Annotated in this window: 19 protein-coding genes; 14 read left to right on the forward strand and 5 right to left on the reverse strand. The window is 40.4% G+C overall.

Annotation, left to right across the window (positions count from 1 at the left end; all coding sequences use genetic code 11):
• Positions 1-88 precede the first annotated feature (88 nt).
• The 14 genes from rsmD (at position 89) to RB214_RS15040 (ending at position 16195) form a co-directional block, all read left to right on the forward strand.
• Positions 89-694 (forward strand): 16S rRNA (guanine(966)-N(2))-methyltransferase RsmD, encoded by a 606-nt coding sequence (rsmD, locus tag RB214_RS14975; RefSeq protein ID WP_165744710.1) that lies wholly within the window; start codon positions 89-91, stop codon positions 692-694.
• A gap of 145 nt (positions 695-839) precedes the next feature.
• The gene (gene rpsU, locus RB214_RS14980; RefSeq protein ID WP_002957797.1) at positions 840-1055 is read left to right on the forward strand and encodes a 30S ribosomal protein S21; all 216 of its coding nucleotides are present in this window, start codon (positions 840-842) and stop codon (positions 1053-1055) included.
• 19 nt (positions 1056-1074) lie between these two features.
• Positions 1075-1521 (forward strand): GatB/YqeY domain-containing protein, encoded by a 447-nt coding sequence (locus tag RB214_RS14985; protein ID WP_007376027.1) that lies wholly within the window; start codon positions 1075-1077, stop codon positions 1519-1521.
• Positions 1522-1765: 244 nt separating this feature from the next.
• Positions 1766-3517: a DNA primase gene (gene dnaG / locus RB214_RS14990; RefSeq protein ID WP_165744708.1), complete on the forward strand. Its 1752-nt coding sequence runs from the start codon at positions 1766-1768 to the stop codon at positions 3515-3517.
• Positions 3518-3907: 390 nt separating this feature from the next.
• Positions 3908-5758 carry an RNA polymerase sigma factor RpoD gene (gene rpoD / locus RB214_RS14995; RefSeq protein WP_309167706.1) on the forward strand — a complete coding sequence of 617 codons (1851 nt, stop codon included), beginning with the start codon at positions 3908-3910 and terminating at the stop codon, positions 5756-5758.
• A 67-nt stretch (positions 5759-5825) separates the two neighbouring features.
• Positions 5826-6707, forward strand: a complete 882-nt coding sequence (prmA, locus tag RB214_RS15000; RefSeq protein WP_002957801.1) for a 50S ribosomal protein L11 methyltransferase — start codon at positions 5826-5828, stop codon at positions 6705-6707.
• 282 nt (positions 6708-6989) lie between these two features.
• Positions 6990-7961 (forward strand): tRNA dihydrouridine synthase DusB, encoded by a 972-nt coding sequence (gene dusB, locus RB214_RS15005; protein WP_024603689.1) that lies wholly within the window; start codon positions 6990-6992, stop codon positions 7959-7961.
• A 19-nt stretch (positions 7962-7980) separates the two neighbouring features.
• The gene (gene fis, locus RB214_RS15010; protein WP_002957804.1) at positions 7981-8271 is read left to right on the forward strand and encodes a DNA-binding transcriptional regulator Fis; all 291 of its coding nucleotides are present in this window, start codon (positions 7981-7983) and stop codon (positions 8269-8271) included.
• 325 nt (positions 8272-8596) lie between these two features.
• Positions 8597-10183, forward strand: a complete 1587-nt coding sequence (gene purH / locus RB214_RS15015) for a bifunctional phosphoribosylaminoimidazolecarboxamide formyltransferase/IMP cyclohydrolase (protein ID WP_309167707.1) — start codon at positions 8597-8599, stop codon at positions 10181-10183.
• Between the two features lie 106 nt (positions 10184-10289).
• Positions 10290-11111 (forward strand): methyltransferase, encoded by an 822-nt coding sequence (locus RB214_RS15020; RefSeq protein ID WP_309167708.1) that lies wholly within the window; start codon positions 10290-10292, stop codon positions 11109-11111.
• A gap of 15 nt (positions 11112-11126) precedes the next feature.
• On the forward strand, positions 11127-12410 hold the full coding sequence (gene purD, locus RB214_RS15025) for a phosphoribosylamine--glycine ligase (RefSeq protein ID WP_165744701.1): 1284 nt from the start codon (positions 11127-11129) through the stop codon (positions 12408-12410).
• Between the two features lie 112 nt (positions 12411-12522).
• A complete protein-coding gene (locus RB214_RS15030; RefSeq protein WP_309167709.1) occupies positions 12523-15063 on the forward strand; it encodes an EAL domain-containing protein in 2541 nt (846 codons plus the stop codon).
• A 22-nt stretch (positions 15064-15085) separates the two neighbouring features.
• The gene (locus RB214_RS15035) at positions 15086-15895 is read left to right on the forward strand and encodes a DUF2797 domain-containing protein (RefSeq protein WP_024597548.1); all 810 of its coding nucleotides are present in this window, start codon (positions 15086-15088) and stop codon (positions 15893-15895) included.
• Between the two features lie 6 nt (positions 15896-15901).
• A complete protein-coding gene (locus tag RB214_RS15040; RefSeq protein ID WP_002957811.1) occupies positions 15902-16195 on the forward strand; it encodes a hypothetical protein in 294 nt (97 codons plus the stop codon).
• Positions 16196-16208: 13 nt separating this feature from the next.
• On the opposite strand, the gene RB214_RS15045 is transcribed toward RB214_RS15040, so the two are convergent.
• The 5 genes from RB214_RS15045 to RB214_RS15065 form a co-directional block, all read right to left on the reverse strand.
• On the reverse strand, positions 16209-17126 hold the full coding sequence (locus RB214_RS15045) for a histone deacetylase family protein (RefSeq protein ID WP_309167710.1): 918 nt from the start codon (positions 17124-17126) through the stop codon (positions 16209-16211).
• Positions 17127-17226: 100 nt separating this feature from the next.
• The gene (locus tag RB214_RS15050; protein ID WP_309167711.1) at positions 17227-18768 is read right to left on the reverse strand and encodes a serine hydrolase; all 1542 of its coding nucleotides are present in this window, start codon (positions 18766-18768) and stop codon (positions 17227-17229) included.
• A gap of 15 nt (positions 18769-18783) precedes the next feature.
• Positions 18784-19278, reverse strand: coding sequence for a gamma-glutamylcyclotransferase family protein (locus tag RB214_RS15055; RefSeq protein WP_182747947.1), 495 nt, complete (start codon positions 19276-19278; stop codon positions 18784-18786).
• 26 nt (positions 19279-19304) lie between these two features.
• A complete protein-coding gene (locus RB214_RS15060) occupies positions 19305-19943 on the reverse strand; it encodes a LysE family translocator (protein WP_197111575.1) in 639 nt (212 codons plus the stop codon).
• An 11-nt stretch (positions 19944-19954) separates the two neighbouring features.
• On the reverse strand, positions 19955-20728 hold the full coding sequence (locus RB214_RS15065) for a hypothetical protein (protein WP_002957816.1): 774 nt from the start codon (positions 20726-20728) through the stop codon (positions 19955-19957).
• Positions 20729-20733 lie beyond the last annotated feature (5 nt).

Raw genomic sequence — 20733 nt, forward strand, 5'->3', positions numbered from 1 at the left:
TTTTAATGCGGTTGAAAAATGAAGCTACACGTAATCGCCCATAATATTATCTGAGCTAGATACCATATACCATTTTTTAGTGAGCTAAATGAGAAAAAAAACAACGCAAAATAAAGCTACTAACAAGCCCAGTGATGGCTTTATTAGAGTGATTAGTGGTCAGTTTCGAGGCCGTAAACTCCCTGTTAAAAACGTAGAAGGCTTGAGACCTACTACCGATCGAATTAAAGAAACTGTATTTAATTGGCTAATGCAAGATACGCGTGACGCAAATGTACTTGATTGTTTTGCCGGTTCTGGTGGATTGGGATTTGAAGCGCTATCACGATTTGCTAAAAGCGCTACATTTATCGAGCTCGACTCATTAGCTGCTAAACAATTAGAACAAAATATTAGCACTTTAAAGCTCGACAACGCATACGTTAAACATACCAATTCGCTCTCCTTTTTAGAGCAAAAAAACACAAACGAAGCCTTTAATCTTGTATTTGTTGACCCACCATTTCGTAAAGATTTAGCGCAAACAACCTGCGATTTATTAGAAAAAAACCAATGGTTAAGCAACGACGCATTAATTTATGTTGAAGTAGAGGCAGAGCTAGCCACCTTGGAAACGCCAACCAACTGGTTGTTAATTAAAGAAAAAAAGGCGGGGCAAGTACTTTGCCAACTGTACCAGCGCCAAGCAAATTAATACTGTTTAACGTAATGCGTTTCTGTTAATATTGTCCTTTACATGTGGTGTTGCTTCGGATTACAATACCGCACCATTTTTGAACCACTTGATCAATGTTTGATCAACTTGAGCAACGCTCATAATTTAGGTAGGTGAATTTTTAATGCCAGTAATTAAAGTAAGAGAGAACGAACCGTTTGACGTAGCACTTCGTCGCTTCAAGCGTTCATGTGAAAAAGCAGGAATCCTTTCAGAAGTTCGTCGTCGCGAGCACTATGAAAAACCAACAGCTGAGCGTAAGCGTAAAAAAGCTGCTGCAGTTAAACGTCACATGAAAAAACTTTCTCGTGATAACGCTCGTCGCGTTAAATTATACTAATATATTAGGTCTTGTATAAATGAGCCTTTTAATAACGCTAAAAGATGCGCAAAAAGATGCGATGAGAGCTAAAGACAAGCAACGTCTTAACCCTATTCGTATGGTACTTGCTGCAATCAAGCAACGTGAAATTGACGAGCAAATAACACTAGACGACGCAGGTATTACCTCCGTTATAGTGAAGCTTGTTAAACAACGTCGTGACTCTTACACTCAGTACAAAGATGCTGGGCGTGATGATTTAGCTGATATTGAAGCCAATGAAATAGTAGCGCTTGAAACTTTTTTACCTCAACAATTGAGTGAAGAAGAAATAATTGCTCTCATTGACGCGGCTATTGCTGATACTAATGCAGCAGGTATGCAAGACATGGGTAAAGTAATGGGTATAATCAAAAGCAAAGCTGAAGGTCGAGCCGATATGGGTAAGATTTCTGGTTTAATTAAGCAACGATTAACTGCCTAATACTCCCACATACATCAAAGTATGATTGAAGTAAACCGAGCCTAGCGCTCGGTTTCTTTGTTTTTAACTTTAATAAAAAGTACACCGATTAGGTTGCTTTAAAATGAAATTTTTTATAGCTTCCCTATTTATTTCGCTGTCATTTTGGTAAGTTAAAGCACACTATATTTTGCATCAAGCAAGTATAAAAAAGTAAATTTCATATTCGTTCTTCTTCTTATTATTTCAGGACTGTATTTTACTAATGGCCGGAAAGATCCCACGTAACTTTATAGACGATTTACTTGCCAGAACCGATATTGTCGACCTGATAGACTCAAAAGTAGGTCTAAAAAAAGCAGGTAAGGATTATCAAGCTTGCTGCCCATTTCATAACGAAAAATCTCCCTCATTTACTGTATCGCAAGACAAACAGTTTTATCACTGCTTTGGGTGTGGCGCTAATGGTAATGCTATTTCGTTTGTAATGGAGTACGAAAAGCTAGAGTTTGTAGATGCTATTGAAGAAATAGCTAGCATGCTTAACTTAGAAGTACCTCGAGAACAAGGCGCAAACTCAGCACCAGAGCGTACGGCTGCGCAAAAGCGCTCCGATTACGACTTAATGCTTCATACTGCTCGCTTTTATCAGCACCAATTAAAACACCATAGTAATTCTGCTGCTGTTATTGAGTATGTTAAAGGCCGTGGTTTAAGCGGTGAAACTGTTAAAAAATTTATGATTGGCTACGCTCCCAGTGAATGGGATGGGCTATGCCTACAGCTTGGTCGTAATAAAGAACAAAAAGAGCAATTGGTTGAGCTAAAGCTAGCTTCAGAAAAAACACCAGGCAGACAATTTGATTTTTTCCGCGATCGCCTAATGTTCCCTATTCGCGATAAACGCGGACGCGTTATTGCATTTGGTGGGCGTGTAATGCAAGCCGACCAAGGGCCAAAATATCTAAACTCGCCAGAAACCCGAATTTTCCATAAAGGCTTTGAGCTTTATGGGCTTTACGAAGCAAAGCAAGCCCATAAAAAACTTGATCATGTAATGATTGTTGAAGGTTATATGGATGTTGTTGCCTTAGCTGAACAAGGGATTGAATATGCAGTTGCATCACTGGGGACAGCAACAACAAGCGAGCACATGCACACTTTATTTAGAACTACTGATAAAGTAATCTGTTGTTACGATGGCGACAGGGCTGGCCGTGACGCTGCTTGGCGGGCACTTGAAAATGCACTCCCTTATTTAAACGATGGTAAAGCACTACAATTTGCATTTTTACCAGATGGCGAAGACCCTGACTCGCTTGTACAAAAAGAAGGTAAGGAGCAATTCGAATTGCGCCTAAGCCAAGCAGATGACTTTACCAAAGTATTGTTTAATAAATTAAGCCAAGAGGTTGATTTAACACTCGATTCAGGAAAAGCTAAACTTCTTAGTGCAGCACTTCCACTAATTGAAAAAATTCCAAGTGAGTTTTATCAAGAAAACATTCTTGAACAATTAGGACGCTTAATTGGCAGAACGCGTGAGCAGTTGAATAGCCGTTTAAAAACGCCTAAACAACAACACTCTATTGAACGTAAATTTAAAATAACACCTATGCGCCAAGCTATCGGTATATTGATCCAGCACCCTAATTTAGCTAAAAGTGTGCCGTATTTACCTGAGCTTGCACAAATGAACATTGCTGGCATAGGGCTGTTATTACGATTACAAGAACAAGCTTTAGAAAAAGAAAATGTGACCACTGCGCAACTGCTCGAGTTTTTTCGAGGAACTGAAGATTACGAGCCATTAATCAAGCTTGCAACGTGGCAACATGAGATAAATGAAGAACGTTTAGAGACGGTTTTTAAAAATACTTTCAAGTTTATTGAAGATCAGTGTTTAAATTATCGACTCGAGACCCTATTAATAAAGGACAAGACACAAGGCCTTAGTAGCGATGAAAGGCTTGAGTGTCATTTGTTAATGACAGCGTTAAAAGCGACTAACAGCTAGGGTCTGTTTATCTTTCGAGGTTAAGTTTACAGCAGTGTGTTTGGTATTTAGGCAAGACAGAGCCTATGTAGTGTGGTTATTCCACATAAATAGGCGATAACGCAGCATAAATGCCAAACACGCGCTGCCCTTTGGGTTCGACCCAAGGGAGGTTTATTCTTTGTTGCTCGGTTTTTACTTAGCCCACTAGGTTACAAACCTCGCGCCGCGATTAAACCCCCCTTGGATAGAACAAACTTTAATCCTGAAAGACCAACAGACCCTAGTCAAAATTGATTTAAACTGTTATACTGTGCTATTCACTGCGTCACATTATTCTAGTTAGCTTTAATGCAAACTACATGATGGCGCCTGTTGTATCAACTTATCAGAGTGGAAGAAACAATCTCTATGGATCCAACTCCTCAGTCACAATTAAAACTTCTGATTCAGAAAGGTAAAGAGCAAGGCTACTTAACTTTTGCAGAAGTAAATGATCACCTTCCACAAGACATTATAGACTCAGATCAAGTAGAAGATATCATAAGCATGATTAATGACATGGGTATCAAGGTTAGCGAAAACGCGCCTGATGCTGATGAATTAATGATGCAAGAAACAACGACAGACGAAGACGCAGCTGAAGCTGCCGCTGCAGCCCTTGCGACTGTAGAAAAAGAAATCGGCCGTACAACGGATCCAGTTCGCATGTACATGCGCGAAATGGGTACTGTTGAACTTCTTACACGTGAAGGCGAAATTGTAATCGCTAAACGTATTGAAGAAGGCATTAATCAAGTACAGATTTCTGTTGCAGAGTACCCTGAAGCAATCACTTACCTACTAGAGCAGTGGGATAAGTTTGAAGCTGAAGAAATGCGTTTAAGCGATATTATCGTTGGCTTTATCGATCCTAATGAAGATACAGCGCCAATTTCAGCAACTAACATCGGTTCAGAATTAAGTGCTAAGCAACTTGAGGACGACGATAAAGGTGACAAAGATGATGCTGATAGCGATGATGAAGATGAAGAAGAGATAGACACAGGGCCAGATCCTGAAGAAGCTCGTATTCATTTTGAAAATTTACGTGATTTATATAATAAAGCACGTGATACGTTTGAAGCTAAAGGTCGTTCGCATCCTGAATCACAAGCAGCCATTTTTGAAATTGGTGAGCTTTTCAGAACATTTAAATTAATACCTAAACAGTTTGACCGCATGGTAAATAACATGCGTGAAATGATGGATCGTGTTCGTGTTCAAGAACGCCTAATCATGAAGCAAGCTGTTCAAATTGCTAAATTACCAAAGAAAACATTCGTTAAGCATTTTGCTAATAACGAAACTGACGCTTCTTGGGTTGATTTAGAAATTTCAGGTAACGAAAAGTATTCAGCTAAACTTGAAGAAGTTAAGCCAGAAATCATTCGTAGCATTAATAAATTATCTGTTATTGAACAAACAACAGGTTTAAGCATTGAGCGTATTAAAGACATCAACCGTCGAATGAGCATAGGTGAAGCGAAAGCACGCCGTGCGAAAAAAGAAATGGTTGAAGCTAACTTACGTCTTGTAATCTCAATTGCTAAAAAATACACAAACCGTGGTTTACAATTCTTAGATTTAATCCAAGAAGGTAACATTGGCCTGATGAAAGCGGTTGATAAGTTTGAATATCGCCGTGGTTATAAGTTCTCTACTTATGCTACGTGGTGGATACGTCAAGCAATCACACGCTCTATTGCTGACCAAGCAAGAACAATCCGTATCCCTGTACATATGATTGAAACGATTAATAAACTTAACCGTATCTCTCGTCAAATGTTACAAGAAATGGGTCGTGAGCCAAATCCAGAAGAATTAGCAGAACGCATGATGATGCCTGAGGATAAAATCCGTAAGGTACTTAAGATTGCTAAAGAGCCAATTTCAATGGAAACACCAATCGGTGATGATGAAGATTCTCACTTAGGTGACTTTATCGAAGATACAACTATTGATTCGCCAATCGATTCGGCAACAATGGAATCTCTTCGTGGCGCAACTAACGATGTACTTGCAGGCTTAACAGCTCGTGAAGCTAAAGTACTACGTATGCGTTTTGGTATTGATATGAATACCGACCACACCTTAGAAGAAGTAGGTAAACAGTTTGACGTAACACGTGAACGTATTCGTCAAATAGAAGCGAAAGCGCTGCGTAAATTACGCCACCCTTCTCGCTCAGATTTACTGAAAAGCTTTTTAGACGCTAAATAATTTAGCGCTACTATATAAACTAAAAAGGCCGCTATAGCGGCCTTTTTTCTATTTGAAGGAAATAACCATGGCTTGGATCCAAATTCGTATTAATGCCAATGCTGCAACAGCTGATGCCGTAAGCGATCTATTAATGGAAGCTGGTAGTGCTTCAGTAACCTTTATTGACGCAAAAGACACCCCTATCTACGAGCCTAAAATTGGCACCGTTGTGTTCTGGGCTGATACCACAGTTATTGGCTTGTTCGAAGCTAATCATGATATGAACGCAGTCGTTGCGTTATTAAAGCGCCATGATGAGCTAAAAGACAATTTAGTATACAAAATCGAGCAACTTGAAGATAAAGACTGGGAACGTGAATGGATGGATAACTTCCACCCTATTCAATTTGGCGAAAAACTATGGATTTGCCCAAGCTGGCGCGATATTCCTGACCCTGATGCTGTAAATGTATTGCTAGACCCTGGCCTTGCTTTTGGCACGGGCACACATGCAACAACGGCCTTGTGCCTTAAATGGTTAGAAAGCCAAGATCTGACGGGTAAAACGGTTGTTGATTTTGGTTGTGGTTCAGGCATTTTAGGTATTGCAGCTATAAAACTAGGTGCAGAGCGTATGATTGGGATAGATATTGACCCTCAAGCGCTTGAAGCAAGCCTTGATAACGCGAACCGAAATGGTGTTGCAGACAAACTCGAAGTATACCTTCCAGAAAACCAACCTGAGTTTAGTGCAGATATAGTAGTGGCTAATATTTTAGCGCAGCCACTTCGCGAATTACATAGTGTGATTTTAGGGTTATTAAAGCCAGGTGGTAAAATTGCCATGTCGGGTATTTTAGAAGAACAAGCGCAATCGGTTGCTGACATTTATGCACCGTTCATTGAACTAGATGACATTGCCGTTGAAGGTGATTGGACTCGAGTAAGTGGCACTAAAAAAGCGTAATAAATCGAACAATCAAATCTAGAGCATTAACTCAAAACATGCATGTAAAGCCTGTATTTAACAGGCTTTACTATTTTTTTACATATCCAAAAATTTTCTAGTTATCTTGTAAAAAATAAAATCTGTATGAATTTCAAACAAATCAACCTACTTGTCATGTGGTTATCAAATGTCAATACGAAAAGGGCAAAAAAAAGTTACTTTTGTTCAATTTATAGCCTTTGATTTTTGTGAAAAAAACCGTAAACTTAGCGCCCCTTGAAAAGAGGCCTATTGAATATAGTGCGTATCGGTAAATACCAACTTGAGAATAATGTAATTGTCGCGCCAATGGCAGGCATTACAGACAGACCATTCAGACAACTTTGTCGACGCTTAGGTGCGGGCTTAGCTGTGTCTGAAATGCTATCGTCAAATCCTAAGGTTTGGAAAACAGAAAAGTCGATGAACCGTATGGATCACAGCGGTGAGTCGGGTATACGCGCGGTGCAAATTGCAGGAGCAGATCCTGAGCTTATGGCGCAGGCCGCACAATTCAATGTTGCTAATGGTGCACAGATCATAGATATCAATATGGGGTGCCCAGCAAAAAAAGTGAACAAGAAACTCGCAGGCTCTGCCTTATTACAGTTTCCTGAACTTGTGGAAGAGATTATTGATGCAGTCGTTAATGCTGTTGATATACCTGTGACACTTAAAATCCGTACAGGATGGGATCCGGATAACCGTAATGGTGTAGAGATTGCGAGAATAGCTGAACGTTATGGCATTGCATCACTTGCTGTACATGGGCGTACGCGCGCATGTATGTACAAAGGTGATGCTGAGTACGCCACGATTAGGGATATAAAACGTTCAGTGTCGATTCCTGTTGTTGCCAATGGTGATATTACATCACCAGAAAAAGCAAAACAGGTTTTAGACTATACGGGTGCAGATGCCATTATGATTGGCCGAGCCGCCCAAGGTCGCCCTTGGATATTTAGGGAGATAGACCACTATTTGCGAACTGGGGAACATTTACAGCCACCTGCTATTGCAGAGGTGCGCAGTATATTAATGGAGCATTTAACAAACCTCCATATGTTTTACGGTGAGCCAATGGGAGCGCGAATTGCTCGCAAACATGTATCTTGGTATTTGCAAACCCATGACAGTGATGGTCAGTTTAGGCGAGTATTTAATGCGCTCGACAACCCACAGGCACAGGTCGTCGCATTAGAGCAATACTTTAAAACACTAGCAGCTAACTAAGAAAGAAAGAGACTTAATAATGTTCGAACAAAACGTGACTTCTCCATTTATCACTAACCCTCATGTTCAGTCACACGAGAAACCGCAGCCATTGCGTGATGCAGTAAAAAAAGCTGTTCACCACTATTTAAAGCAGCTTAACGGTCAAGATGTGCAAGACGTTTACGACCTTGTTCTTTCAGAGCTAGAAGCGCCATTACTTGAAGAAGTAATGACATATACACGTGGTAACCAAACTCGTGCAGCAATTTTACTAGGTATCAACCGTGGTACTTTACGTAAAAAGCTTAAAAAATACGGCATGAACTAATACCAATTATATTGAAAGCGTAAGTATTCTAACGAGCTAAACAAGCCCATAACGTCGTTAAAAATTTTTTATGTAGAATAACTACACTGCAAAATTTTTGCCTTGTTATAGACTTGTTCTTCTATCGTTATTACTACTTACTAATCCAATACAACTGGTATTATGCAAAAAAAGCACCTTAGGGTGCTTTTTTTATGCCTACAGTTTATTAACTAAATTGCAAAATGCTCACGCTTATTGAGCCTTTATAAGTCGTTTTTTGAGTAGTAATCAGTTAAAATGCCCGCTTCTAAGCTAGCTCATTAACTGAGGAAATCAAACTACAATGGATACTCATCGTCCCATTCGTCGCGCACTATTAAGTGTGTCTGATAAAACCGGTATTGTTGAATTTGCCCGCGCACTTGAAGCGCAAGGCGTTGATATTTTATCAACTGGCGGCACATGTAAACTACTTGCTGATAACGCCATAAAAGTGACTGAAGTATCAGATCACACAGGCCACCCTGAAATCATGGATGGTCGCGTAAAAACTCTTCACCCAAAAATTCACGGCGGCATATTAGCCCGTCGCGGACAAGATGAAAGCGTAATGGCAGATAACAACATTTCTGCTATCGACATAGTTGTAGTTAACTTATACCCCTTTGCGAATACAGTCGCTCAAGAAAACTGCAGCCTTGAAGATGCCATTGAAAATATTGATATTGGCGGCCCTACAATGGTTCGTGCAGCAGCTAAAAACCACAAAGATGTAACAATCGTGGTAAACGCGAGCGACTACGACCGTGTTATTAGCGAAATGCAAAACAACAATGGTTCAACAACGTACAAAACACGTTTTGATTTAGCGATTGCCGCCTACGAGCACACTGCACAATACGATGGCATGATTGCTAACTACTTCGGTAAAATGGTGCCTGATTACACCGAGGAAGCTGCTGTAGAGACTAAATTCCCACGCACTATCAATATGCAGTTCACTAAAAAGCAAGATATGCGTTACGGTGAAAACTCACATCAAGATGCTGCTTTTTATGTTGAAAGTGACATTGCTGAAGCATCAGTTGCAACAGCAACTCAATTGCAAGGTAAGGCCCTTTCGTTTAACAACATTGCAGATACCGATGCAGCACTTGAATGTGTTAAAGAATTTGACGTACCTGCGTGCGTAATTGTAAAACATGCTAATCCGTGTGGTGTTTCAATTGGCGACAACATTCTACAAGCATACGAGCGCGCTTTTAAAACAGACCCTACATCAGCATTTGGTGGCATTATTGCCTTTAACCGAGAGCTAGATGCAGCAACTGCACAAGCAATTGTTGACCGTCAGTTTGTTGAAGTAATTATTGCACCTAGTATTTCGAGCGACGCTGCAAAAATTGTTGAAGCTAAAAAGAACGTGCGCCTATTAGAGTGTGGACAGTGGACAGGTAAAGCCGCAGGCCAAGATATTAAACGCGTTAACGGCGGTATTTTAGTTCAAGACCGCGACTTAGGCATGGTAACGCAAGGCGACTTAAAAGTTGTTTCTAAGCGCCAGCCTTCTGAGCAAGAACTTAAAGATTTACTATTTTGCTGGAAAGTAGCTAAATTTGTTAAATCAAACGCAATTGTTTATGCCCGTGACGGTATGACCATTGGTGTAGGCGCAGGCCAAATGAGCCGCGTATACTCAGCTAAAATTGCAGGCATAAAAGCTGCCGACGAAAACCTTGAAGTTAAAGGTTCAGTTATGGCGTCTGATGCATTCTTCCCATTCCGTGATGGAATTGACGCAGCAGCAGCCGCTGGTATTACTGCGGTAATTCAGCCAGGTGGCTCAATGCGTGATGAAGAAGTGATTGCAGCTGCTGATGAAGCTGGCATGGCAATGGTACTTACTGGTATGCGCCATTTCCGCCACTAATCACACAAAGGGTTAAACGTTGGTTTAACCCTTTTTGTTTGCTATAAATTCACGTATTCTGATTATTCAATAACCTATTTAAAATTATAATGTGAAGGAACAAACAATGAAATTTGCGCTAAAATCGCTACTTGTAGCCACACTAACGATGACATCGACTATGGCGCTTAGCCATAACCACAAATCAAGCCTTGAACATGCACTTCAATCAAGCGAACGCAATGCTAAAAACAGCGCTCGTGATGAATATCGTCACCCAGCTCAAACACTTGCATTTTTTGGCTTTAAACCAACCATGACAGTTGTTGAAATTGCACCCGGTGGTGGTTGGTATAGTGAAATTTTAGCGCCAGCATTAAAAGAGCAAGGCACTTATTATGCCGCGCACTTTCCTGCTGATTCATCAGTTGGCTACTACCAGCGCTCTCTTGCAGGCTTTAAACAAAAAGTAGCTGAAGATGAGCGCTTTAGTAGCGTTAAAATTACTGAATTTGCACCTGTAACACATTTAGATATTGCGCCAGCTGGCAGTGCCGATATGGTTTTAACATTTCGTAATGTACATAACTGGTATATGGGCAAAGATAAAAGCGGTGCATTAAGTGCATTCCAAGCTTTTTATAAAGCCCTTAAACCAGGTGGTACATTAGGTTTAGTTGAACACCGTTTAGCTGAAGAACGTGCTGATGAAGATCAAAAAACATCAGGTTATATGAAGCAGAGCTACGTAGTAGACCTTGCTGAACAAGCTGGGTTTGAATTAGTAGCAAGCAGTGAAATAAATGCAAATCCAAAAGATACAGCCGATCACCCAAAAGGTGTATGGACGCTACCACCAAGCTTAAGACTCGGCGAACAAGATGCTGACAAATATAAAGCCATTGGTGAAAGCGACCGCATGACGCTGAAATTTAAGAAACCGCTTTAAATAGGAATTTTCGCCATGAATGTTTTAGTCATTGGCAGCGGCGGCCGCGAACACGCACTTGCGTTTAAAGCCGCTCAAAACACCAAAGTAAATACTGTATTTGTAGCCCCTGGTAATGCAGGTACTGCACTTGAACCAAAACTTGAAAACGTAGCAATAAACGTTGACGACTTAGATGGTTTACTTAATTTTGCACAGCAAAATAAGGTAGAGCTTACTATTGTAGGTCCTGAAATACCGTTAGTACTGGGTGTTGTTGATAAGTTTCGTGAACATAACATGGCTATTTTTGGACCAACGGCGGGCGCAGCTCAGCTTGAAGGTTCGAAATCGTTTACTAAAGACTTTTTAGCACGTCATAAAATCCCTACGGGCGATTACCAAACGTTTGAACAAATTGAGCCTGCCCTTGCTTATTTAAAAGAGAAAGGCGCGCCAATTGTTGTAAAAGCAGATGGTTTGGCTGCGGGTAAAGGCGTAATTGTAGCCATGACGGAGGCCGATGCCGAAGAAGCGATTCGCGATATGCTTGCGGGTAATGCTTTTGGCGATGCGGGAAGTCGTGTTGTTATTGAAGAGTTTTTAGACGGTGAAGAAGCGTCTTTCATCGTAATGGTTGATGGTAAAAACGTATTACCATTTGCAACCAGTCAAGATCATAAACGCGCTTACAATGGCGATGCGGGTCCTAACACGGGTGGCATGGGTGCATACTCACCCGCGCCAGTTGTTACTGATGAAATCCACCAGCGTATTATGAACGAAGTGATCTACCCTACGGTAGAAGGCATGGCAAGCGAAGGCCATCCGTACACCGGCTTTTTATATGCAGGTTTAATGATTGACGAAACAGGCACCCCTAAAGTAATTGAGTACAATTGTCGCTTTGGCGATCCTGAAACTCAACCAATGATGCTACGTTTGCAATCAGATTTGGTTGAATTGATTGAAGCTGCTAACCGTGTAGAACTTGATAAAACAACAATTGAGTTTGACCCACGCGCAGCCGTTGGTGTTGTACTTGCCGCTAAAGGTTACCCTGGTGATTACCCTAAAGGTGACGCTATTTCGGGGCTAAAAGTGGATTACCCTGCAGGTGAAAAAGTGTTTCATGCGGGTACTAAACAAAGTGGCAATGACGTTGTAACCGCAGGCGGTCGCGTATTATGCGCAACAGCACTTGGTAACACTGTTACGCAAGCGCAGCAACGCGCCTATGAGCTTGTTAAACAAATTAGCTGGGATGGTATGGAATATCGTACAGATATAGCTTACCGTGCTATTGCACGCGAGCAATAGCCTATAATACCTATTCATTGGTATAACCAATTAATTTAACTAAAAAAGCGCAGTTTCCCTGCGCTTTTTTAGTGCTACACTAATTAAAAGGTTTTTTAAAAGTAAATTAACGTTGGAACTAAGAACTTTACGTTACCATGCAATTGCTGTTGCCATACTGATTTTTATATTTTTTATAATCAGTACATTGGCATCAAACCTCGTCGTGCCTACACGATATACAATTGATAAAACGGCTCCAATGTACCTCGATTACGCCTACTATATTGACGAAACCAAAACTAAAACATTCGATACCATCATTAACCAACCTGAATTACTTACTCATCAACCATTTTCAGATGTTCCATGGAGCTTTAGCCAACAAAATTATTGGTTGTTTCTTGATTTAGAAAATAAAAGTCTTAACAAGCAAAATGTTGTGGCACATTTTGACAACCCTATGGTCGATCACCTTACGGTTTATCGCCTCGATAAAAATAACAAACTAGTTGAAACATACAAACTCGGCGATAAAGAAGAAGCCCTCTCTTTGTTTGAATACAGCGTACCGCATATTCGCTTTTTAGTAGAAAGAAAATCATCACAACGCCTAGTAATAAAAATAGACACAATCGGCATAAGTAAAACACCTGTAAACTTGTATCGTGATAAAGAGTTTATTGACTTAGTGCGATCTCAAACTGGGATCTGGGGTATTTTTGTAGGCGTGCTATTGATGGCTGCGCTTTACAACTTGGTGCTTTATTTTGGTATAAAAGACCGTGTTTATTTAATTTATATTGGCTACATCGTCAGCGCTATTACGCTAATGGGTGCAGTACTGGGCTTTGGTTTTTATTTATGGCCTAAGCAATGGCAGCTCTTTATTCACGAACAAATTGTATTTAGTAATTATGGGGTCGCCTTTTTCACCCTTGCTTTTTGCACCATGTTTTTGCGCTATCATAAAGATAAATGTTGGCGTTACAAAATGAGCATAGCTCTACTTTGGCTAATGTTTACTCTTGCTGTATGTAGCTTGTTTATTCCTGAAAATATAGCGGCTCCTATATTTTTTGGTGTAATGGTACTGCTTTATATTACTTGTATTATTTTAATATATAACAAGTTACGCAGTGGTTTTAGGTGGGCTAAGTTTTATGTTTTATCATGGATACCGCTAATTTTTGGTGCGGCAATTCAGCCTATGGAACTCACTGGTGTTTTACCGTATACCTTTGCAACCCGACATGCCTTTTTAGTCGCTATTTTGTGTGAAGTTATTTTAATGGCGATGGCATTAGCAGACAGGGTAAGGTATCAGCGAGAACGTGCGCTTTATCATGCCACGCATACACAACAAACACGATTACTTAATAGCTCCAAGCTAAAACAAGCATTTATGGCACTACAAAGCCAAAACCGCTCAACAACGTTGTGTTTAATAAAAATACGTCACTTTAATTCACTCAATACAATTATTACCTCTTCTCAGGGCTACACACTTATGAAGCATATAGCCAAAGAACTTGAATTAGAACTCAGCCATGAACGTGAATTTACAAACCTCGAAACAGATTTAAACACCAGTCCTCGCTTAGCCGATTTAAGCAGTGGTGTATTTGCCTGTATTTCTACAAAAACACAAAACCAAGAAATGCTAGAAGCACTACTGACTAAAATAATTAGTAGCCTACCAAAACAATATGAAATTAAAGGGCTAAACCTGCAGCTTAGTTACAGTATAGGTATTAGTAGTGCAGGCAAGACTAACGACTTTGAATATTGGTTAAAGCATGGTTATTTAGCGCTTAAAAAAGCAAAAGGTAGCGTTAATCAAGTTGGGTCATCGTCAAACGGTAATAACCTGATGATGGACGTTGCTCTAGCCGCTAAGCTGCAACAAGCAATCAAAACAAATCAACTGGCGCTTTATTACCAACCTCAAATAAACTTATTAAGTAACCACGTAAGTGGTGCTGAAGCTTTATTACGTTGGCCCGACCCAACTTACAGCAACTTATCAATTGAAGAGCTAATAATACTTGCTGAACACACAGGTATTATTAACGAGCTAACACTGTGGGTAATAGAGCAAGCTTGTAAAGACATAGTTGAGCTTACTAAAAATGGCTATAACGAGCACACAATTAGCGTAAATTTAAGTGCTAAAAACTTAACCATAAATAATTTAGCCGAAAAAGTAGAAAATATTTTAATTAAATACCAAGTGCCGGCACACTTACTTAAATTTGAACTAACCGAATCAGCCTTCGTAGATAGTCAAGATGCACTTTTAGAGTTAATTGATGAGTTAACCGCATTAGGTATTAAAGTGGTACTAGATGACTTTGGGACAGGCTACGCGTCACTTAGCTACTTAGTTAATTATCACTTTAGTGAGCTTAAAATAGATAAGTCATTTGTTTTTGATTTGCCTAACAACCCAACTCACCAAGTTATTGTACAAACAGCCATTGATATGGCGCATAACCTCAATTTATCAATAACAATTGAGGGGGTAGAAACCCAAGAAATCCATCACTTGCTCAAAGATATGAACGCTGATTCCGCCCAAGGTTATTTATACGCAAAAGCACTGCCTTACACCGACTATTTACACTTCTTAAAAAGCCAATATAGCTTAAAAATGTTAGACTCCTCTTTTTAACATCTTTAGGGGCCAAGTAAAGATGCAAGGCACACTGCGTAAACTAAAATCGAGCTTAACCGAACCAGTACAATATCACTTACCTGTAGGTGAACACTTAGTAGACTTAAATGCATTTATAGGTAAGGAGCTTACGCTTACCTTTAGTGGCACTATTTTATGTTCTAACTGCGGTAAAAAAACCAAAAAAAGCTATTCTCAAGGTCACTGTTTTGTATGTATGCGCAAGCTTGCTAGTTGCGATATGTGCATAATGAAACCAGAAACCTGCCACTACGATCAAGGCACTTGCCGAGAGCCGCAGTGGGGCGAAGAAAACTGCATGATCCCACACTATGTATATCTCGCTAACACCTCAGGTTTAAAGGTAGGTATTACCCGCCACACACAAATACCGACTCGCTGGGTTGATCAAGGCGCCACTCAGGCATTACCTATTTTTAAAGTGCAAACTCGCCTGCAATCAGGTTTAGTAGAAGTTGCATTGGCTGAATTTATTGCCGACAAAACTAATTGGCGCAATATGCTAAAAGGTCAAAACGACGCAATTGACTTAAAAGCAGCGGCAGCCGAGCTGATCCCACAAATTAGTGAAAAGCTAAACGAGCTCAGTGAATTATTTGGCGCAACAGCCATAGAGCAACTTGATGAAGATGTGGTTGATTTAAACTTTCCAGTAACCGAATACCCAACAAAAATCAGCTCATTTAACTTTGATAAAGACCCTGTTGTAAGCGGTGTTTTACAAGGTATTAAAGGTCAGTACTTAATCTTTGAAAAAGGCGTTATTAATATACGTAAATTTACGTCTTATGAAGTAACCGTAGGCTAACGGGCTATGTTAAACAGCTACCCACAATTATTGGTTATTTATAATGAGCTTGAGATAGCCCATAACCAACAAGAGCAACAAGAGTGCTTGCACAGCGTTACGCAAAGTGAGCTAAGCGATGTGCGAGTACTTAACAAGCAAGGTGACTACCTTAATTTACAAGGCACTGTTTGCCCTAAATTGAATGGCGAGCAACTAGCACAGCTTGTTACAGCTTACTTATTAAATGAAGGACAATGCTGCCTTGGTAAAATCAAAACCCTAAGCACAGCGCAGGCGTTTGATTTACTAGGGCTATAAACACTCTCTTTATTTAAACCTCAGTAAGCACTTTTATATGCGCTACAGCACTGCGACCTAAAGCTGATAGCGCATAGCCACCTTCTAAATACGAAATAACCCCTTTGCAACCGCTCTCTTTAGCAACACCACATAGTTGCTCGGTAAGCCAAATATAGTCATCTTCAACAAATTTTAAGCTTGCCATATCATCTTCTAGGTGAGCATCGAACCCTGCGCTTATAAAAAGTAATTCAGGTTTAAACGCTTTTAATTTTGGTAGCCATTGCCCAGTAAACACCTCTTTTAAATCGTCGCCATTACTGGCAATTGGCAGAGGTGAATTAACTATATGGCTATTATTTTTAACCGCTGTATTTGGATAAAACGGATACTGAAATAACGAACAAAGCAGTACATTTTCGTCATCAATAAAAATATCTTGCGTGCCATTACCGTGGTGTACATCAAAATCCGCAATAGCAATGCGCTTAACCCCTTTGCTTTGTGCGTACTTAACAGCAATAGCTAAGTTATTAAACACACAAAACCCAGATGATGAGTTTTTGTTAGCGTGATGCCCTGGCGGGCGCACTGAGCAAAAAGCAGCATCGAGTTTATCGGCAAGTATTTCATCAACCGCTAACAATCCTGCACCTACTGCCCGCTCAATCGCTTTAAACGAATCGGGGCACAGCCACGTATCGCCATCTAAATTAGCGAGCCCTTCTGTTGGTAGCGTATTTTCTACGTGTTTAAGTAAAGCTTCATCGTGAGCAAGTAAATAATGCTCACGCTCGGCCTTGGGTGCTTGTAGGTGTGTTAAGCCAACATCTACGCCGCTGGCAAGTAATCGGTCTGTTATGGCATCTAGACGTTCTGGGCACTCGGGGTGATCGTCTATCATTTTATGCTTACGGCAATGAGGATGAGAAATAACAGCGGTACGCATAAAAAGTCCCTTACAAGGTGTAAAAACTTAATATAGCAAAGCCACCGATGGGTGGCTTTGCTACTTTGGTTTATATCAATACTTTAAATATCAATATTAGCTATTTTGCTTTTAAATGTAGGTTTCTAAAGTCAAAGCTAAAGTCGGTCACTTGTGTTGATACCGCACGCATTTTGGCACTGTTTACACGATTTTGTGAGCTCATTTCAAAACGAATAAACGCATCTGCTTCTAGTAATTTTTCATCCCACTTAACAATAAATGTATTACCAGTGTAATGCTCAAGAGTGCCTTTCAAGCGTTTAGTGTGCGTAAAATCAATGCGTAATTTACCATCTAACTGCTCAATAATTACATCGCCGTACCAGTCATCGTGCAATGTTCCGGTGTAATTAATATTTGGTAATTGTGGTTGGTAGTCAGCGGGGGCTTCTGGTTTTGCATTAGCATACGCTTGTTGCTTGCCTTCAAAATGACTTTTAGCTAAATCTTCTACCCAGTCTTTATTTTCAAGTTCAAGTGCATCTTCAAGCACTTCATGGGTTACTGCCGAAAGTGCACCAAAAGCTTGTTGATTAGATAAAATAACAATACCGAGGTTTTTCTCAGGCAATAAAGTAACTTGCGATACCATTCCCAAAATACCACCGCCGTGACCTAGCTTTTTAAAGCCGTGGTAGTCTTCAATGCTCCAGCCTAACCCATAACCCCTAAACTGCTGATGATACGATTCAAACGCACTTTTAGACGCCATAGACGTAATATGTGGGTGCCACATTTGCGCTTGTTGCTTTTCACTAAACAGCTGCTCGCCACTTGGCATTTTACCGCCCGCTAATTGCGTACGAAGCCATTGACTCATATCGCTTACACTTGAAGCAATGGCGCCTGCGCCTCTAAAATCTTCTAGGTAATTCACAAAAAATGGATGAAGCGTGCCATCCATAGGAATATGACCTGTCGCCCAGTTTTTATTACTTTTTGGAATACGTGAAAATCCCGCGCGTGAGTTGTCCATGTGTAGCGGTTGTAATATATTTTTTTCGATGTAATCGTTCCAGCTCATCCTCGACACACGTGCAACCACTTCACCAGCGGTAACAAACATCAGGTTGTTATAAGCGTACTTACTACGAAAACTGCTCGCTGGTTTTAAATACTGTAATCCCGCTAAAATTTCATCAACTGACTTGTCGGTACTTGGCCAAATCATTAAATCGCCTTGCCCAAGCCCAAGCCCACTGCGGTGACTTAATAAATCACGAATACGCATTTCGCGTGTTACGTACGAATCGTACAACCTAAACTCTGGTAAATGATCAATTACGCGGTCATCCCAGCTTAACTTCCCCTCATCAACCAACTTGGCAAGCGCTGCTGTTGTAAACGCTTTCGTGTTTGAAGCAATACCAAACAAGGTGTCTTTGTTTACTTTTTTGTTGGTATCGAGATTAGTTACACCAAAGCCTTTAGCAAATATTACTTTATCGTTTTCAACAATGGCGACTGCCATACCGGGTACGTCAAAACGCGCCATTGACGCTTTAATAACGTCATCAATTTTGTTGGTATCAACTTGTGCCCAGCTACTAAACGAAGTGCCTGCTAGTAGTGCAATTGCGGCAAGTTTGGTTAATTTCATATCAATCCTATTTTATTATTTTTGATGAACTGCAAATTCAATTGCTGCGCGCTCTTGATTGGTATCGCTTTTTTGTGCGCGATTTAATATCGCATCACTGTATTCTTTTGGTACGCCCGCTTCAAGTGATCCGCGATGAACGTGTTTTATGTACCAATCATATGGGAGTACATTGCTGTCATGGGTATTAGCTATATAACAATGTGCGGCTACAGTCTCACCCGTTAAAAGCGTTGGGGCTATATCTACGCAGTCATAACCTACGCCCTCAATACCATCTAAAATAGCTTTTTCTTCTTCATTGAGCTCATAAATAACGCCGTAAACCAATGCATCTTCTTTATCGCTTGGACAAATACTGCATTTACCTGAGCCATCTTTAAATAGCATATCAAAAGTAAGCTCGTAGCCCTTAAGTACCGCGGTTCCTACACGCTTTACATTGGGCAAGCGCGCTAACAAACGGTTAGATGACATATTAGAGCCAAACGAAAAATTATATAACGGCATTTTATCTCCTGTACTTTTTAAATAAGTTAAATAACAACACGTACTGCAAGGGCAATTAAAATAATGCCAATTCCACGGTCAAACCAATAACCGCGTTGTTGGAAAAAACCCCTTACATTATTTCTAGAAAGTATTATTGAAAGCATTGAAAACCACGCCCAAGTAGCCAATGCCATGTACACACCGTAACCGACCTGTACGCTAGTCGGTGTTGTTGGGCTAATCACGAGTGTAAATAACGACATAAAAAATAACGTGGCTTTTGGGTTTAATGCATTTGTGAAAAAGCCGCGCCTAAAAGCAAGCCAAACGGATTCTTCTTGGACGGTTTTGTTTTCAACATCTTTTGCAGCCTCGCCTTCATTACTTGCTGGAGGTTTTGCAGCTCTGAGTGCTTGTACGCCTAAATAAGCTAAATATGCACCGGCAAGATACTTAAGTGCCATAAATAAACTAGGCGATTGCGTTAAAATAAGCGCAACACCTAAAACGCAATAGGCAACGTGCAGTAAAATAGCAGCGCCAACACCGGCGCTTGTCCACAATGCATTGCGCCTACCTTGCTGCACGCTTTGCTTAAGTACTACGGCAAAGTCAGGCCCGGGGCTTGCTACTGCAAAAAAATGAGCAATAACAATCAGTAAAAATTCATCTAAGTATTCCACGCAGGTCCTTGCTAGTTTGGCGAATAAGCTAATAACAGCGGGTTGGCCGAGTTATTTACCAATGCTTTAATTTCTTTTTGTGCTTTTTTAAACTGACCACGTAAATGCGGCTTTAAGTGCTTTTTAGACACCTTATCGTTTTTAAAGTAACTAATTAGGGCATGCATAAATACCGTATGCGTTTCACTTAACTTAGCTTCACGGTTAGCGTATGGGTTATAGCAAGAGCCACACCCGCCTTTAAACTGATACACCGTGTTGCTCATCATCACACCAAACCCTAAAAAACAAGCAAGTGCATCAGCAGCTTGTGGTAAATACTCCCTACCACCAGGCGGCAGCACCCCAACGTGATGAATAAGTATAGTAGCCAGAGTACCCGCATAACTTGCCACTAAATCTTGTGGCTGATTAATCTGATTAGGATTAAAAGAAATATTAATCGTATGGCTTGGCGGCACAATTAAATGGCTGCCTTCGCCACGTATTTCATTGCTAAATTCAAAGTGTGGAAAAACTTGCGGTTGTAATTGCTGCGGTGCAACTAGTTGGATAGGCCATGCGTTCATACCCGCGTAATTAGTAACGCGGTTAAAAACATTACTCGCCATTTCTTCAATGCTCGATACCGAATCAGGGAAAAAAGTGGCCGTTGGCAGTATTATTTGAGTGTGCTTTGTAAAAAACTCAGCATCAAAGTTTTCTACAGCCCAAATAAATGTATCAATAAGCCATTGCTGTTCTTGCTGCTCTAATAATGGCTTTGATTTAAATAAAGCTAACATAGTGT

This window comes from Pseudoalteromonas sp. HL-AS1 (genome assembly GCF_031198785.1).
In the GTDB taxonomy this organism is placed as follows: Bacteria; Pseudomonadota; Gammaproteobacteria; order Enterobacterales; family Alteromonadaceae; genus Pseudoalteromonas; species Pseudoalteromonas distincta.